The organism is Streptomyces sp. NPDC102270 (genome assembly GCF_044766405.1).
GTDB lineage: Bacteria > Actinomycetota > Actinomycetes > Streptomycetales > Streptomycetaceae > Streptomyces.
This window is the reverse complement of sequence record NZ_JBIWLX010000021.1, coordinates 145,936-162,171: the sequence shown is the minus strand read 5'-3', so window position 1 is coordinate 162,171 and position 16,236 is coordinate 145,936. Positions and strand designations below refer to the sequence as shown.

The following is a 16,236-nucleotide window of genomic DNA, read 5'->3' as shown; positions in this document are numbered from 1 at the left end:
CTTGACGGGTGCGTACAGGGTCAGCTGCTGTTCGTCGGCCTGCACATCTGATACCTCGGCGGCGTAGCGGGCGGTGCAGCCGGGGCGGGGCAGCCAGTAGCCGTTGGTGAACTTCATCAGGAGGGTGTTCCGTTCGTACGGGGTGCGTCATGGTGTGGGCTGGAAGCGTGCGCTCGTGCGGACGGAGCCGGCCGGCGAGGCTGGAAGGGAGGCGGCGCTGGTGCTGCTGGGCCGCGCCGATCGGCCGGCCGCCGTTCTCACCGCCAACGATCTGCGGGCCCTGGGCGGCTACCAGGCGGCTCGGGAGTTGCGGCTGACCATCCCCGGCGATCTGAGCGTGGTCGGATTCGATGACCTGCCGGTGGCTTCCTGGGTGGGGCCGCCGCTGACGACGGTTCACCAGCCCCTGGTGGAGCCGGTCGAGTGCACGTGCTGTCCCTTCGGGCGGGTGGGTGGGGGCCTGTGGCGGTCCGGAGGCACCGGGACCGCCACAGGTGTCTGCAGGCCCTAGCTGTATTGCCCTGTGAGGTTGGGGACGCGGCTGGCGGGTGGTTGGCCTTTCAGCGCGGTGTGTCCGCGGTGGTGACTGTAGGTGTGCAGCCAGTCGGGGAAGGCGTCGCGTCGTTCCTGCTCTGAGCGGTAAGGGCGGGCGTAGGCCCACTCGTCGAGCAGGGTGCGGTTGAAGCGTTCGACCCTGCCGTTGGTCTGCGGCCGGTAGGGCCGGGTTCGCTTGTGGGTGATCCTGGCCTCTGCCAGCACGTCGCGCCAGTCGCGTGAGCGGTAGCAGGAGCCGTTGTCGGTCAGCACCCGTTCCACGGTGATCCCGGCCCGGGCGAAGAAGGCGTGTGCCCGGGTCCAGAAGCCGGCAGCGGTCTCCTTCTTCTCGTCCGGGTGGATCTCGCTGTAGGCGAGGCGGGAGTGGTCGTCCACGGCGGTGTGCAGGTAGCTGTAGCCGGTTTCGGAACGGGTTTTGCGGCCGGCCTGGCGGCCCAGGACCTTGTGTCCGCCGCCGTCGGGGATGTTGCCCAGTTTCTTGATGTCGACGTGGACCAGCTCGCCGGGCCGTTGGCGTTCGTAGCGGCGTATGGCCCGGCCGGTCGCACGGTCCAGATGCGCGAGGCGGGCCAGGCCGAATCGGGTCAGCACGCGGTGCACGGTCGAGGGCGCCAACCGCAGTAGGTGTGCGATGCGGGCCGGGCCCCACCGGCGCAGGATGCGGACCTTGATGATCCGGCGCTCGGTGCGGGTCGGGGTCCGGTATGGGCTTAAGTGCGGGCGGGAGGAGCGGTCACACATCCCGGCCTCGCCGAACTGCCGGTAACGGTCGGCCCAGCGCTGGGCGGTGGTCGGCGAGACCTGGAAGCGTTCCGCGGCGCGTCTGAGGGGCCAGCCGTCCTCGACCACGCAGCGGGCCAGCCGCAGGCGGCCGGTCTCGGTCAGGGGTGCATTACGGTGGGGCACGAGGGCCTTTCTGTTGCTGGTGCAGATGTCGCAATCCACACCACGCCAGAAGGCCCTCACCCATATCAAGATAGATCAGCCGTGAGACCCGTCACCGTCCACAACCTCTCGGGACAGAACACCTAGCGAACCAGGGGTGCGTAGTCGAACCAGTCGAAGTGGGCGGTTCCGGTGGCGGCGTAGAGGCTGATGACGCGTCCGGTGAAGCCGCCGGCGACCTCGGTGGAGAGGTAGCGGCCGTCCAGGGTGGCCAGCTCGGTCGCCGTTCCGTCGGCGGACTCGAAGCCGAAGACCAGGGAGTCCGGGCCGGTGCGCGCGCAGTGCGGCTCGGGGGCGGGTCCGGTGCGGACGAAGAGGGTCACCGGGCCTGCCGGGAGGGTGTGTTCGGCGGTGATGGTGCGCAGCGAGCCGATCCTGGCGATGACCGAGAGTCGGCCCCCGGGGGCCGACTCGATGCTGTAGTGGTGGAACTCGTCCAGGCGCACGGCGAGCCCCCCGCTGCCCTCGGCCGTATCGATCAGGGTGCGGGCACGGAAGGCGAGGTGCTGTTGGCGGCGGCCCAGCAGGACCACGTCGGGCTCGTCCAGGGAGGCGCCGCGGGCGCGCAGGGTCAACCAGCCGTCGCGCTCCTTGGTGCTGACCAGCTCGGTGGGCCGGTCGCGCAGGGAGATCCAGTGGTGTGCCAGGTCGCCGGGCTCGAAGTCGTCCCGCTCCGGCTCGGGGGTGGGGGCCGCCACCGGCCAGGGCAGCTCGGCGCGCTCCACGCCGACCTCGCCGATGACGGGCCAGCCGTCCTCCCAGTCGACCGGGGCCAGGAAGGTCTCGCGGCCGAGTACGTGCCAGCCGGGGGTGCCGCCCTGGGGCCGGACGGCCAGCAGCAGCATCCACCAGCTGCCGTCGGGCGCCTGCACCAGGTCGGCATGGCCTGTGTTCTGGACCGGCTTGTTGGTGCCGCGGTGAGTGAGGATCGGGTTGGCCGGGCACGGCTCGAAGGGGCCGCTGGGGGAGGGGCCGCGGGCGATGGAGACGCTGTGGCCGCGTTCGGTGCCGCCCTCGGCGAGCATGAGGTACCAGTGGTCGCCGATGCGGTAGAGGTGCGGCGCCTCGGGCGCGGTGGCACCGGGGGTGCCGGACCAGACGGGGTAGGGCTCGCCGAGGATTTCGCCGGTAGAGGGGTCGAGGCGGACCTGGGCGACCCCGGCGTAGGTGCACCAGCAGGTGCCGTCCTCGTCCCAGGCGAGGTCGGGGTCGATGCCGGGGACGCCGGGGACGCGGACGGGATCGGACCAGGGGCCTGCCGGGTCGGTCGCGGTGTAGACCATGTTGCCGCCGCCGGAGGCGACATTGGTGACGATCAGCCAGAAGCGACCGTCGTGGTGGCGCAGGGTAGGGGCGTAGAGGCCGCCGGAGGAGGGGGTGTCAGGAGGGAGGTCGAGCTGGCTGGGGCGGTCCAGGGCATTGCCGATCTGGGTCCAGTTGACCAAGTCGCGGCTGTGGAAGACGGGCAGGCCGGGGAAGTACTCGAAGCTGGAGCAGACGAGGTAGTAGTCCTTGCCGACCCGGCAGACGCTGGGGTCGGGATGGAAGCCCGGGATCACCGGGCTGGTGGCGGAGGTCATCGGTGTGAAGTCCTTGGCGGCGTGGTGGGTGGGCGGGTGGGTGGGCGCCGTTCAGGGCGCGAACGTCAGCGCGGCGAGACGCTCTTCACCGGTGAGTACGACCGTCAGTTCGCTGAGCGTGCCGTGCTGGTGGCTCAGGGCGGCGCGGACGGTGGTCCAGGTGTACCGGTCGCCGGTCGAGTCCACCGGCAGTGCAGCGAGCAGCAGTCCGTCCGCGTAGACGTCCAGGCCGGCCGGGCCGGGCGCGGTGCGGGAGACCTCGGCGGTCAGCGTGGCCGCGCCGGTGAGGTCCACATTGCGGAAGACCAGCCGCGCGGCCTGGTTCGCGGCAGGCGTCACCGCGTCCCCGTCGGTGCGGCCGGCGTCGACGATGACGGCGTCGCGGTAGTCGTCGAAGTCCACGGCACGCAGTGGCCGGCCGACGGCCCGGCGGGGAGCGGGAGCCGGTCCGTCCACGGTGAACCGGGCGGTGAGCACGGGGTCGGCGGCGCTGCGGGCGACGAGCAGTTCGTAGCGGCCGGGGTCCACCGTGAAGGCGCCGGTGGCGACGTCCCAGTGGGCCAGTGCCTGCTCGACGGGCAGCCGGAACTCCAGCTCCATCCACTCGCCGGCCGTCAGCCGGACCTTGCGGAAGTCGGCGAGGCGCAGCAGTGGCGCCTCGTAGCGTGCGTCCAGCGCGCGGACGTAGAGCTGGACGGTCTCCATTCCGGCCCGCTCGCCCCGGTTGCCCAGGGAGACCCGGGCCGTGACAGTTCCGTCCTGGGGCAGGCGGTCGGCGTCGAGGGCGAGTCGGGAGTAGCTGAAGTCGGCGTAGGAGAGCCCGTGGCCGAAGGGGTAGAGGGCGGGGGTGCGGTGGTACTGGTAGGTCCAGCCGGCCTTGATGATGTCGTAGTCGAGGCGCTCGGGCAGTTCGTCCTCGCCCTGGTACCAGGTCTGCGGGAGGCGGCCTGACGCGTCGGCATCCCCGCGCAGCACGCGGGCGAGGGCGCGGCCGGTCTCCTGGCCGGCGTGCGAGGTCCACAGGATGGCAGGGACGTGCCCGGCTGCCCAGTCCAGCGTGTAGGGGTAGCTGGACATGACCACCAGGACGGTGTCCGGCTGGGCGGCGAGGACCGCGCGCAACAGGCGGTCCTGGTTCGGCGGGAGGTTCAGTCCGGCCCGGTCCTGGGTCTCCCGGCCGTTGATGTGCGGGTCGTTGCCCAGGACGACGACCGCGGTGTCCGCCGCGGCTGCGGCGGCGACGGCCTCGGCGACGCCGTCACGGACGACGGTGCGGGTGAGGACTGCTGCCACCTCCGGCGACTCTCCGGACATGGTGACGGCGCCGGTGGCGGCGTGGACCTGCGCGTACCGGCCGGTGAGGACGCTCCGCAGCAACTCGCCCCCGTCGCCGTCGGGTTCGAGCCGGAAGGTCTCGTGGACGTCCCACTCGCCGGGCTGGTCCCGGTCGGCGGCTACCCGGCGGTCGGCGTCGCGCAGGGAGGCGTAGCGGCCGGTGGCGGCGGAGCGCAGGGTGAGCACCCCGAGATCCCAGTCGAAGAGGTCGAACTGTGCGGACGGGTCGCTGTCCTGGGCTTCCGCCACAGTCAGTAGTCCGTCGGGGCCTGCGGCGGTCAGCGCCCGGCCGTCCGCGGTGCGCAGCACGATCCGGTCCACGCCCTCCACGCCCTGGACGCCGAGGCCGTCGGCGACGGTGATCCGGTAGGGGTGGCTGCCGCTGTACCAGTCCTCGAACAGGGAGCAGGCCAGTGGGCCGACGACGGCGACCCGGCGGTCGGCGGCCAGTGGGAGCAGCCCCTCGTTCTTCAGCAGCACCACGGATTCGGAGGCCGTGCGCAGAGCGAGCTCCTGGTGGGCGGGGGAGTTGACGACCTCCCAGCCGATGCCGGCGTAGGGGTCGTGCTCGGGGTCGAACTCGCCCAGGCGGAAGCGGATCGACAGCTGGCGACGCACGGCCAGGTCCACGTCGTCCATGGTGAGCAGGCCGCGGTCCAGGGCCTCGGTGATCCGGCCGATGGTGACGGACGAGTCTTCGCCGTGGTCGGTGAAGGAGTCGATGCCGGCCTTGAGGGCGGCAGCGTGCGACTCGGCATGGTCCTCGTAGTAGTGCTCGGGGTCGACCAGGTTGGAGGGAGCCTCGGCGTCGCTGACCACGAACAGCTCGTGCCCGGTGGGCTCGGCCCAGCGCCGCAGCTGCTGCCCGATCAGTGGACTGACGTGGCAGGGGCGGCCGTTGACCAGGTTGTAGGCAGCCATGACGCCGGTGGCGGCCCCGGTGGCGATGGCGAGCCTGAAGGCGGCCAGGTCGTACTCGTGCAGCACCCGGGGGCGCAGCCCGGAGGAGGTGGTGCAACGGCCGTCCTCGTTGTTGTAGCCGAGGAAGTGCTTGAGCACGGGGGCGGTGCGCAGATGCTCCGGGTCGTCGCCGGACATGCCCCGGCAGAAGGCGTCGCCGAGCCGGGCGGAGTGCGCGGGGTCCTCGGAGTAACCCTCCTCGTTGCGTCCCCAGCGCGGGTCGCGCAGCAGGTTCACCACCGGCGCCCAGCCCTGGAGGCTGGTGCGGCCGGTGCCGACGGCCGGCGGGCGGTGGTGGTGGAAGGCGCGCTGTTCGACCGAGACCGCCTCGGCGACCTCGCGGACCAGGCTCTCGTCCCAGCTCGCGCCCAGGCCCACGGCCTGCGGGAAGGTGGTGGCCTCGCCCAGCCAGGCGACGCCGTGCAGGGTCTCGGTGCCGGTGCGGAACTCGCCGACTCCCAGCCGGGGGATCGCCGGGGAGTACTGGTGCAGCATGGCGATCCGCTCCTCGGCCGTGAGCTGGGAGAGCAGCTCGTCGACGCGCTCGGCCAGGGGAAGCCCGGGATCGCGGAAATGGGGCGTGGCGGACACGGCGGCAGTGCTCACAGGTGAGGATCCCTTGCAGAACGGGCAGTCGGGCCGACAGGCGCGGTCGCGCAACCCTGCCGGTGGTGAAGCCCTTCGACGCTGACAGGCGATCACACCAGCGTCAAGAGAAAGTTTCGTTGGTAGCCATCGGAAACTTTAAGTTGTCGTTTCTCTGTGCATGCCTTGCCCTCCGGGGAAAGTGGCGCTTAACCTCTCGGCAACATCGAAGCGCTTCGACGGCTTCCGGCGGACAGGCCGTCAGTTCCCTGCAAGGGTCCGGCTGCACTACAGCGCATCTGCACGACGCTCGACTCCTCATCCCACCCTCGAAGGGCAGCCCATGAGCATCGCCATGAGTCGTAGAACTTTCGTGAACGGCGCGGTCGCTGTGGCGGGAGCAGCCGCCCTGTCCCCGGTGCTCTCCGCCTGCGGCGGGGGCAAGTCCTCCAGCAGCAAGGGCGGCGCCAACAGCAAGACCGGTCTGGCCGCGGTGCTTCCCGCCTACGTGGCGAGCACGGCGGTCAAGCCGGACATCCCCTCGGTGACCGGGGCCGCAGGTTCCTTCACCGACCCGGGCTACCTGACCTACCCGGCCCACCCGGTCGCCACCGTCTCCGGCATACCGGGCAAGGGCGGCAGCTACACCGCGGTCATCCCCATGTGGGACACCCTCCCGCCCGCGGGCAACTCGTTCTACCAGGCCATGAACAAGACGCTGGGCATCAACCTCACCATGAAGCCGGCGAACGGCAACGACTACGCGACCATCATCCCGACGATGACCGCGGCGAAGAAGCTGCCGGACTGGATCAACCTGCCCAGCTGGTGGAACAACACCTTCAACATGGGTGAGCTGGTCGGGACCCAGCTGGCGGACCTCACGCCCTACCTGGCCGGGGAGAAGATCAAGAAGTACCCCAACCTGGCGGCGATCCCGACCCTCGCCTGGCAGGTCAGCGCCTGGGAGGACAAGATCTACGGCATTCCCACCTTCGCCAGCGGGATGCCGCTGTCCGGATCGGTGTTCTACCGCCGGGACATCCTGGAGGCCAAGGGGATCACCGCCGACCAGGTCAAGTCCGCCGAGGACTACATGAACCTGGGCAAGGAGCTGACCGACGCCAAGGGCGGAGTCTGGGCGTTCGGCGAGGTCTGGACCTCCCTGTACCAGGCATGGGGGCTCCCGGACAAATACAAGGTGGTGGACGGCAAGCTGGTCCATTTCTACGAGATGCCCGAAATGCTGGAGGCCCTCGACTGGCACTATCGGCTGGCCAAGGCGGGATACGTGCACCCTGACGCGCTGGCCGGCAACACCAACAACGCCAGCACCCGCTTCTACGCGGGCAAGGCCCTGATCCAGGGTGGCGGCACCGGGGACTGGAGCCTCAGTGACTACCAGTCCGGAACCGCCGCGAACAAGAACTACCGCCGGGACGCCTTCAACATCATCGCTGCCGATGGCAAGTCCGACCCGCAGATCTTCCTCGGGGCCTCCACCAGCATGCTGAGCTACTTCAACGCCAAGCTCTCCGGTGACCAGATCCAGGAACTGCTCGCGGTCGCCGACTACCTGTCCGCCCCCTTCGGCTCGGCCGAGTACACGATGGCCAACTACGGCGTCGAGGGCGTCCACTACACCCTGCAGAACGGTCTGCCCACGTACACCGCCGAGGGCAAGAAGGCCGCTCTGCCGAAGACCTTCCCGTTCCTGGGCGCGGGTCCCTCGGTGGTGTTCAATCCGGGCGCCGAACAGGTCACCCGCGACTCCCTCGCCTGGTGCACTGCTGCGAGCAAGCACGCCTACAAGCCGGTCTTCTACGGCATGAACATCACCTTGCCGGCCCGCTTCAGCACCATCGCCAACGCCCAGTCCGTCCAGGACGCCATCAAGGACGTCACCCACGGCCTGAAGAAGGTCTCCGACTACCAGGCGGCACTGGCCAGTTGGAAGAGCAGCGGAGGTGACCGGCTCAACGCGTGGTACCAGACCGAGATCCTCGACAAGCTCGGCACGGGTCAGTAGTCCGCACCAGCAGGCGGCGCCACGCAAGGAGGAACCGTGACCGTGACATCCACCATCAAACCCAAGAAGACGCAGGGGAGCCGCAGAGCCGAGCGAGCGGCCGGCGCGCGGAGCGGCCGGGCGGACAAGAGCCTCCCGGGGACCAGGATGACCTGGCGGATCCGGCTGCGCCGGGACAAGTCACTGATCATCATGACCCTCCCGGTCGTGGCGCTGCTGCTGGTCTTCAACTACGCGCCACTGTTCGGCCTGATCACCGCCTTCGAGTACTACGACCCGCTGGTCGGGGTGATGCACAGCGACTGGGCCGGTCTCGACCAGTTCCAGCAGTTGTTCAACGACCCGGTGTTCTGGGAGGCGCTGCGCAACACCGTGTGGCTGAGCTTCGTCCAGCTGGTCCTCTTCTTCCCGGTTCCGGTCGCCCTCGCACTGATGCTCAACTCGGTGATGAGCCCCCGGATCCGCAACTTCATCCAGTCCGTGGTCTATCTGCCGCACTTCTTCTCCTGGGTGCTGGCCATCACCGTCTTCCAGCAGATGCTCGGCGGGGCCGGCGTGCTCAACCACCTGCTCGCCCAGCACAATCTGGGCAGCTGGGACATCATGACCAACCCGCGCACCTTCGCGCTGCTGATCTCCGGCCAGGCGGTGTGGAAGGAAGCGGGCTGGGGGATCATCGTCTTCCTCGCCGCGCTGGCCGCGGTGGACCAGAACCTCTACGAGGCCGCCGCGGTGGACGGGGCCGGCCGGTGGCGGCGGATGTGGCACATCACCCTGCCCGGCATGCGCGGTGTCATCGTGCTGATGCTGGTGCTGCGGCTGGGCAACGCGCTCAGCGTCGGCTTCGAGCAGTTCCTGATCCAGCGCAACGCCGTCGGCCACGACACCGCTGACGTTCTGGACACCTTCGCCTTCTACTACGGCATCGCCACCAACAACTACAGCTACGGCGCGGCGGCCGGACTGTTCAAGAGCGTGATCTCGCTGCTGCTGATCTGGGGAGCCAACCGGCTCGCACACGCCTTCGGTGAGGACGGGTTGTACCGCAAATGAGCCAGACACTCAGTGACACCCCGACCCCGGCTCTGACGCTCCGTCCTGACCGGCATCCCAACCGCCCGGTGTGGAAGGAACCGCCCACGGCCGTCGGGCAGGGTCTCAAGGGCGGCGTGCTGCTGCTGGTGCTCGCAGCGGTCCTGGTGCCGCTGTGGATCGTCGTGGTCACCAGCTTCTCCACCCCCGGCGCCATCAACCGGGCCGGCGGCCTGGTCATCTGGCCCGACGGGCTGACGGTGGCCGCCTACCACCAGATGCTCGTCGATGGGCCGGTCACCCGGGCCGTCCTGGTCAGCCTGGGCATCACCGTCGTCGGCACCCTGCTCTCCATGGTGGTCTCGGTGCTGTGCGCCTACGGGCTGTCCCGCTCCCGTTCCTTCGGTCACCGCGCCATCCTGCTGGTGCTCGTCATCACCATGTTCGTCGGCGGCGGCCTCATCCCCACCTACCTGGTCGTCACCGCCCTCGGCGGCTACGGACAGTACTGGGCGCTTATCCTGCCCAGTTCGGTCTCCGTCTTCAACATCCTGGTGCTGCGCTCCTTCTACTCCGGAACCGCCTCCGACCTCATCGACGCCGCCCGCATGGACGGCTGCACCGAGTGGCGCATCCTGTGGTCGATCGTGCTGCCGACCTCCCGCGCGGTCACCGCGGTGGTGGCGCTCTTCTACGCGGTGGGCTACTGGAACTCCTTCTTCAACGTGATGCTCTACATGCCGACCGACAGCACCAAATGGCCACTGCAGTACGTGCTGCTCCAGTACGTCAGCAACGGGATGACCATGCCAGGCGCCACCAACGGCGGATTCGGCTCCCTGCACACCCAGACCGCGCCGCTCTCCCTGCAGATGGCCGTGGTGGTACTGACCCTGGTGCCGATCCTGATGGTCTACCCCTTCATGCAGAAGCACTTCAAGACCGGCATGCTCACCGGCGCGATCAAGGGATGACCCGGCATGGTGACACTGGCAGAAGTGGCCGAGGTGGCAGGCGTCTCCCCGAGCACCGCTAGCTACGTCCTCAGTGGCAAGCGGGCGATCTCCACCCCCACCAAGAAGCGGGTCGAGGAGGCGATCGCCCGCCTCGACCACCACCCCAACACCGGTGCCAGGGCGCTGGCCGGACGACGCTCGCACATCCTCGCGCTGGTGGTCCCGCTGCGCACCGACATCTACGTGCCGGTGATGAGGGAGATCGCCATCTCGGTCACCACGGCGGGCCGCCGCTTCGGCTACGACGTCCTGCTGCTCACCCATGACGAGGGATCGGGAAGGGTGCGCAGCGTCGCGGCCAGCGGTCTCGCCGACGGCGTCATCCTCATGGACGTCCAGCTCGACGACCCCCGCATCGCCGTCCTGCGCGAGACCGGCATCCCCGCCGCCCTGATCGGCCTGCCCAGCGACCCCGTCGGACTCGCCTGCGCGGACCACGACTTCGCCCACGCCGGCGCGCTCTGCGCCGAGCACTGGCCGAGCTGGGGCATCACGACGTCGCGTTCATCGGCTACGCGCCGACGGTCCACCGGTGCCACTCCGGCTACGCGGAACGGACCCTGACCGGCTTCCAGGACGCGGCGGCGGCCCTCGGCCTGCGGGTGCTGCACCGTCCCTGCGAGGGCACCTTCGAGTCCGTGGCCGGGGTGGTCAGCCGGATCCTGGCCGACCGTCCCGACACCACCGGATTCGTCGTCCAGAACGAGGGCGCGATCCAGCCGCTGCTCTCGTTGCTGCGGGCCTCCGGGCGGGTCGTCCCCGAGGACGTCTCGGTGGTGGCGCTGTGCCCCGAGGAGTGCTCACCGCGGCTCACCGCGGTCACCGGTCCGGCCGGGGAGCTCGGCGAACTTGCCGTGGAACTGATCGCCGACCGGCTGGCCGGGCGGCCCACGAAGGAGGTCACCCTGCTCGCGCCGGTCCTGACGCGCCGTGAGAGCACCGGTCCGGCGCCGCGCACGTAGCCCGCGGCCGGCCTCGCCCCCGACCTCTCGTCTCTACCCGAAAGAGTGTGAAGTGAGCACCAGCAGACTGACTGCCCGGCTGGGCGGCCTCGCCTTCGGCGGCGACTACAACCCGGAGCAGTGGGACCAGGAGACCTGGAAGGAGGACGACGCGCTGATGAGCCGGGCGCGGGTCAACCTCGCCACCCTCGGCGTCTTCTCCTGGGCGCTGCTGGAACCCGAGGAGGGCCGGTACGAGTTCGCCTGGCTGGACCAGCAACTGGACCGGCTGCACAGCTACGGCGTCGCCGTGGACCTGGCCACCCCCACCGCCTCCCCGCCGCCCTGGTTCACCCTGGCGCACCCGGACGCGATGCCGGTCACCGCCGAGGGCGCAGGGCTCGTCCATGGCAGCAGGGACACCTACTGCCTGGCCGCTCCCGCCTACCGGCGGGCCGCGCGCGGGATCGCTGCCGCCCTGGCCCCCCGCTACGGCGAGCACCCGGCGCTCGCCCTGTGGCACGTCCACAACGAGTACGCCACGGTCTGCTACTGCGACCACGCCGCCGCCGGCTTCCGGCGCTGGCTCCGCGAGCGTCACGGCAGCCTGGAGGCGGTCAACGCAGCCTGGGGGACCGCCTTCTGGAGCCAGCGCTACGGCAGCTGGGAGGAGATCCTGCCGCCCAGGGCCACGCAGTGGCACCACAACCCGGCCCAAGTCCTCGACTTCCGGCGCTACTGGTCCGACGAGGCGCTCGCCGCCTACCGCGAGCAACGTGACGCCATCCGTGTCCACAGCGACCTGCCGGTCACCACCAACCTCATGCTGCCCGGCTACCAGAACCTGGACCTGTGGGCCTTCGGCCGTGAGCTGGACTTCGTCAGCATCGACCACTACCCGATCGCGCCGGGCGTGGACGCTGCCGCCGACACTGCCTTCGGCGGCGACCGGGCGCGTTCATTCGGCGGCGGAAAGCCCTGGCTGCTGATGGAGCAGGGCACCTCCACGGTGTACGGGGAGAACGCCACCCTGCCCAAGGAGCCGGGCGAGATCCTGCGGCACTCGGTGCAGCACCTGGCCCACGGCGCCGACGGCGCGCTGTTCTTCCAGTGGCGCCAGTCCCGCTCGGGGGCCGAGATCTGGCACTCGGCGATGGTCCCGCACGCCGGGGCGGACTCGCGGATCTTCCGCGAGGTCTGCGAAACCGGGGAGGCGATGGCGCGGCTGGCCGAGGTGGCAGGTTCACGGGTCGTCGCCGAGGCCGCCGTGCTGCACGACACCGACTCCTGGTGGGGGCTCGAGAGCCAGGGGCTGCCGTCGAAGGATCTCGATTACCCCGGCACTCTGCGCCGCGCCCACCGTGCTCTGTGGGACGTCGGCGTCACCGCGGACTTCGCCCACCCGGAGGCCGAGCTGTCGGCGTACCGGCTGGTCATGGCGCCCGCGCTGCACCTGCTCTCCGACGCCGCGGCCGAGAACCTGCGCGGCTACGTCGAGCAGGGCGGCACTCTGCTGGTGCAGTACTTCAGCGGCGTCGTCGACGAGAACTACCGGGCCAGGACCGGCGGTTACCCGGCCGAGCCGCTGGGCGAGGCGCTGGGCATCCGGGTCGAGGAGCACCGCCCGCTGGCGGCGGGGGCGGTGCTGAGGCTGTCCGACGGCATGGCGGCAGGCACCTGGAGCGAGTACCTCCGCACCGAGGGCGCGGACACCGTCGCCGCCTACGCCGACGGACGCCCCGCACTGACCCGCGCCGCCTACGGCGAGGGCGCCGGCTGGTACCTCTCCACCCGGCTGGACGATGCCGGCTACTCCGCACTGGTGCGCCGCCTGCTGTCCGAAGCCGAGGTCCGACCCCTCGTGCCCGGCCTGCCGCCGGGCGTGGAGGCGGCCCGCCGCAGCGCCGACGACGGCCGCTCCTGGCTCTTCCTGCTCAACCACGGCCGTGAGCCCTGGCATGTCCCGGTCGTCGGCTGGGAGCTGTTGACGGATCGTCAGGCAGCGAATGGGGGCGTGACATTGTCCCCCGGAGGCGTTGCCGTGCTCCGGCTGCCGTGAAGCGCTGCGGCTCACACCGGCCCACCCCCGATCCAGGACGTGAGGAACACGACATGCCCCTGACTGACCTCGGCCCCGAAGACCTGGTCGGCTACCGTCCGAAGTCGCCCGCCCCGACGACTTCGACCCCTTCTGGCAGCGCACCCTCGCCGAGGCCCGCGCCCAGGGCGGCGCGGTGAAGACCGAGCGGGTCACCGAGCAGTACGGACTGCGCACCGTCGAGGTCGACGACGTGCGCTTCCCCGGCTGGAACGGTGAGCCGGTCGCCGCCTGGCTGCTGCGCCCGTGCGGGGTAGAGGGCCCGCTGCCCGTCGTCGTCACCTACCAGGGCTACAGCGGCGGCCGCGGACTGCCCACCGAGCACCTGTTCTGGTCGGCTGCCGGGTACGCCCAGCTGGTCGTCGACAGCCGAGGTCAGGGCCACGACACCCCGGACCGGGGGATGGGCGACGGCACCCAGTGGTCCGAGGGCTTCATGACCAGGGGCATCGACTCGCCCGAGAACTACTACTACCGGCGGCTGATGACCGACTGTGTGCGCGCGGTGGACGCGGTCGCCGAGCTTCCCGGGATCGACGGCGGCCGGATCATCGTGGCCGGCGGCAGCCAGGGCGGCGGACTCTCCCTCGCCGTGGCCGGCCTGATGACTGATCACATCGCCGCCGTACTCCCCGACGTGCCCTTCCTGTGCCACTTCCGCCAGGGGGCCCGGATCGCCTTCGAGGGGCCCTACCAGGAGCTCGTCAAGTACCTGCGCCGGCACAGCCGGCACAAGGTGCAGCCGACCTTAGCCACCCTCGACTACTTCGACGGCGTGTATTTCGCCCAGCGGGCCACCGCCCCTGCGCTGTTCAGCGTCGGCCTGATGGACCCCATCTGCCCGCCGTCCACCGTCTACGCCGCCTTCAACCACTACGCGGGCGTGGACCGCACCATCACCGTCTGGCCGTTCGCCGACCACGGCGGCGGCTACGGCTCCACCCCCGGGATCCACCTGGCCTGGCTGCGCGAGCGCGGCCTGGCGCCCCGCACCACCCGAGAGGACGTACCCCAGTGACGCACGGCACAGCGCAGACGATCCGCTGGGGCCACCCGGCCCTGGCCATGGAGATCGCCCTGGACGAGGACGGCGCCGCCCGACTCGTCCACCTCGGGACACCCGGGGAGGCGGACGGCGCGAGGCGCCCCGGCGCACCGCTGCCGCTGGTCGAGGTGACGGCGGGGGGCCAGGGCCGGCACTGGTCGGGCCGGCACCTCATCGACACCAACCTCGCCTCGCGGCTGCGGCACCGCTCCCACCGCGCGGGCCGTGACGGCGAATGGCACACGCTGAGCGTCGAACTCCACGACCCCGGCACCGGGCTCACCGCCGAGGTGCGCTACCGCTCCCCGGACGGCCTGCCGGTGCTGCGAAGCGAGGTGGTCCTGCGCAACGAAGGGCCGGATGCGCTGCAACTGGAGTCGGTCAGCTCGCTGGTGACCGGCTGCCTCACCGAGGACGGACCGGCGGGCCTGGACTCCGCCGACCTGATGTGGGCGGAGAACGAGTGGTTCACCGAGCTCCGCTGGAAGCAGGAGCCGCTGCGGGAGTCCTCGCCCGCCCTCAACGGCCGGGTCATGACCGGCAAGGGCGTCCGGTCCAGCAGCCGGTTCCTCCCCATGGGCGGCCTGACCGACCGTCACTCGGGTCGCACCTGGCTGTGGCAGATCGAGCACAACGGCGGAGGCTGGCGCTGGGAGTGCGGCGTCCGCGACGAGACGGCCTACGTGGCGCTGTTCGGTCCCACCGACGCCAATCACGGCTGGCGGCACCTGCTGGAGCCGGGGGCCGAGTTCCGCACGGTGCCGGTGGCGCTCGCTTTCGCTGCGGACGGCGGCCCCGACGAGGCGTTCGCCGTACTCACCCGATACCGCCGGATCACCCGCCGCCCGCACCGGGACCACCTCCACCTGCCGGTGGTCTTCAACGACTACATGAACTGCCTGATGGGCGACCCCACCACGGCCAAGCTGCTGCCGCTGGTCGATGCTGCGGCCGAGGCGGGGTCGGAGTACTTCGTCATCGACGCCGGCTGGTACGACGACGGTAACGGCCACTGGTGGAGCACCGTCGGCACCTGGGAACCCGCCGCCACCCGCTTCCCCGGGCCGCGCGGGATCCACGAGGTCCTGGACCGAATCCGGGAGCGGGGGATGGTGCCCGGCATCTGGTTGGAACCGGAGGGGGTCGGCGTGTCCAGCCCGGTCGCCAAGTCCCTGCCGGAGGAGGCGTTCTTCTGCCGCGACGGGCAGCGTGTGGAGGAGGGCAGCAGCCGGTACCACCTCGACCTGCGCCATCCCGCCGCCCGGGCCCACCTCGACCAGGTCGTGGACCGCCTGGTCAGCGAGTGGGGCGTCGGCTACCTCAAGCTCGACCACAACACCGACTTCGGCCCCGGCACCAGCAGCCACCCCGGGGAGGCCCCGGCCGACGGGCTGCTGGGCCACAACCGGGCCCTGCTCGACTGGCTGGACGGCGTCCTGGACCGCTACCCGGACCTGGTGATCGAGAACTGCGCCTCGGGCGGCATGCGTACCGACCACGCCATGCTCTCGCGGCTGCAGCTCCACTCCACCAGCGACCAGGAGGACCTGCTGCTCTATGCGCCGATCGCCGCCTCCGCGCCCACCGCCGTCACCCCCGAACAGGGTGCGGTCTGGGCCTACCCGCAGGCCGAGGACTCCCCCGACGAGGTCGCCTTCACCATGGCCAACGCCCTCCTGGGCCGCATCCACCTCTCGGGGAAGATCACCGAGCTCGGGGCCGGGGAACGAGCGCTGGTCCATGAGGGGGTGGCGGTGTACAAGTCCATCCGCGCCGACCTGCCGCAGGCCGTCCCCGCCTGGCCGCTCGGCCTGCCGGCCTGGGAGGACCCATGGATCGCCCTGGCCCTGCACACCCCGGCCACCACCTACCTCACGGTCTGGCGCCGCCCCGGAGCGGAGGACACCGCAGTCCTGCGGCTGCCCCGGCTACGGGGAGCCGATGTCAGCACCGACCTGCTCTACCCCAGCAGCGGGCGACCGCACTGCGCCTGGGATCCGGATGCGGCCGAGCTCACCGTGACCCTGCCGGCGGCACCGTCCGCCGTGCTGTTGCGCCTCCGGCAGCCGGCCCGTCCCACACAGACTTCCTGACCAGCACTTCGCCAGAGATCCA

The 16,236-nt window shown here is 70.7% G+C and carries 9 protein-coding genes and 2 pseudogenes; 8 read left to right on the top strand and 3 right to left on the bottom strand.

Annotated elements, in window-relative coordinates:
* The first annotated feature begins 106 nt into the window (after window positions 1–106).
* The gene (locus tag ACIRP7_RS36825; protein ID WP_403668596.1) at window positions 107–511 is read left to right on the top strand and encodes a substrate-binding domain-containing protein; all 405 of its coding nucleotides are present in this window, start codon (window positions 107–109) and stop codon (window positions 509–511) included.
* Here the strand turns inward: ACIRP7_RS36825 and ACIRP7_RS36820 are convergent.
* From ACIRP7_RS36820 to ACIRP7_RS36810, 3 genes are all read right to left on the bottom strand, one after another.
* Window positions 508–1,461 carry an IS481 family transposase gene (locus ACIRP7_RS36820; protein WP_403668593.1) on the bottom strand — a complete coding sequence of 318 codons (954 nt, stop codon included), beginning with the start codon at window positions 1,459–1,461 and terminating at the stop codon, window positions 508–510. The two genes, ACIRP7_RS36825 and ACIRP7_RS36820, sit on opposite strands and share 4 nt — an antisense overlap.
* Window positions 1,462–1,583: 122 nt before the next feature.
* Window positions 1,584–3,080 carry a glycoside hydrolase family 43 protein gene (locus ACIRP7_RS36815; RefSeq protein ID WP_398100031.1) on the bottom strand — a complete coding sequence of 499 codons (1,497 nt, stop codon included), beginning with the start codon at window positions 3,078–3,080 and terminating at the stop codon, window positions 1,584–1,586.
* Window positions 3,081–3,131: 51 nt separating this feature from the next.
* The gene (locus ACIRP7_RS36810; protein ID WP_403668590.1) at window positions 3,132–5,981 is read right to left on the bottom strand and encodes a glycoside hydrolase family 3 C-terminal domain-containing protein; all 2,850 of its coding nucleotides are present in this window, start codon (window positions 5,979–5,981) and stop codon (window positions 3,132–3,134) included.
* A 322-nt stretch (window positions 5,982–6,303) separates the two neighbouring features.
* Between ACIRP7_RS36810 and ACIRP7_RS36805 the strand changes: the two genes are divergently transcribed.
* The 7 genes and pseudogenes from ACIRP7_RS36805 (at window position 6,304) to ACIRP7_RS36775 (ending at window position 16,214) form a co-directional block, all read left to right on the top strand.
* A complete protein-coding gene (locus ACIRP7_RS36805) occupies window positions 6,304–7,989 on the top strand; it encodes a Tat pathway signal sequence domain protein (protein ID WP_403668587.1) in 1,686 nt (561 codons plus the stop codon).
* A 36-nt stretch (window positions 7,990–8,025) separates the two neighbouring features.
* Entirely contained in the window at window positions 8,026–9,042 is a 1,017-nt protein-coding gene (locus ACIRP7_RS36800; protein WP_398100037.1) for an ABC transporter permease, read from the top strand.
* Window positions 9,039–9,995, top strand: a complete 957-nt coding sequence (locus ACIRP7_RS36795; RefSeq protein WP_403668584.1) for a carbohydrate ABC transporter permease — start codon at window positions 9,039–9,041, stop codon at window positions 9,993–9,995. The genes ACIRP7_RS36800 and ACIRP7_RS36795 overlap by 4 nt, the downstream gene beginning before the upstream one ends.
* A gap of 6 nt (window positions 9,996–10,001) precedes the next feature.
* Window positions 10,002–10,999, top strand: a pseudogene (locus ACIRP7_RS36790) (LacI family DNA-binding transcriptional regulator).
* Between the two features lie 52 nt (window positions 11,000–11,051).
* A complete protein-coding gene (locus ACIRP7_RS36785; RefSeq protein ID WP_403668581.1) occupies window positions 11,052–13,037 on the top strand; it encodes a beta-galactosidase in 1,986 nt (661 codons plus the stop codon).
* 160 nt (window positions 13,038–13,197) lie between these two features.
* A pseudogene (locus tag ACIRP7_RS36780) lies at window positions 13,198–14,094 on the top strand (acetylxylan esterase); the annotation flags it as partial.
* A 47-nt stretch (window positions 14,095–14,141) separates the two neighbouring features.
* Window positions 14,142–16,214: an alpha-galactosidase gene (locus tag ACIRP7_RS36775; RefSeq protein ID WP_403668701.1), complete on the top strand. Its 2,073-nt coding sequence runs from the start codon at window positions 14,142–14,144 to the stop codon at window positions 16,212–16,214.
* The last annotated feature ends 22 nt before the right edge of the window (window positions 16,215–16,236 follow it).

Coding starts and splice junctions, on each gene's coding strand:
- ACIRP7_RS36795 (WP_403668584.1), top strand. CDS start 9,039: ATGAGCCAGACACTCAGTGACACCCCGACCCCGGCTCTGACGCTCCGT.
- ACIRP7_RS36815 (WP_398100031.1), bottom strand. CDS start 3,080: ATGACCTCCGCCACCAGCCCGGTGATCCCGGGCTTCCATCCCGACCCC.
- ACIRP7_RS36775 (WP_403668701.1), top strand. CDS start 14,142: ATGGAGATCGCCCTGGACGAGGACGGCGCCGCCCGACTCGTCCACCTC.
- ACIRP7_RS36805 (WP_403668587.1), top strand. CDS start 6,304: ATGAGCATCGCCATGAGTCGTAGAACTTTCGTGAACGGCGCGGTCGCT.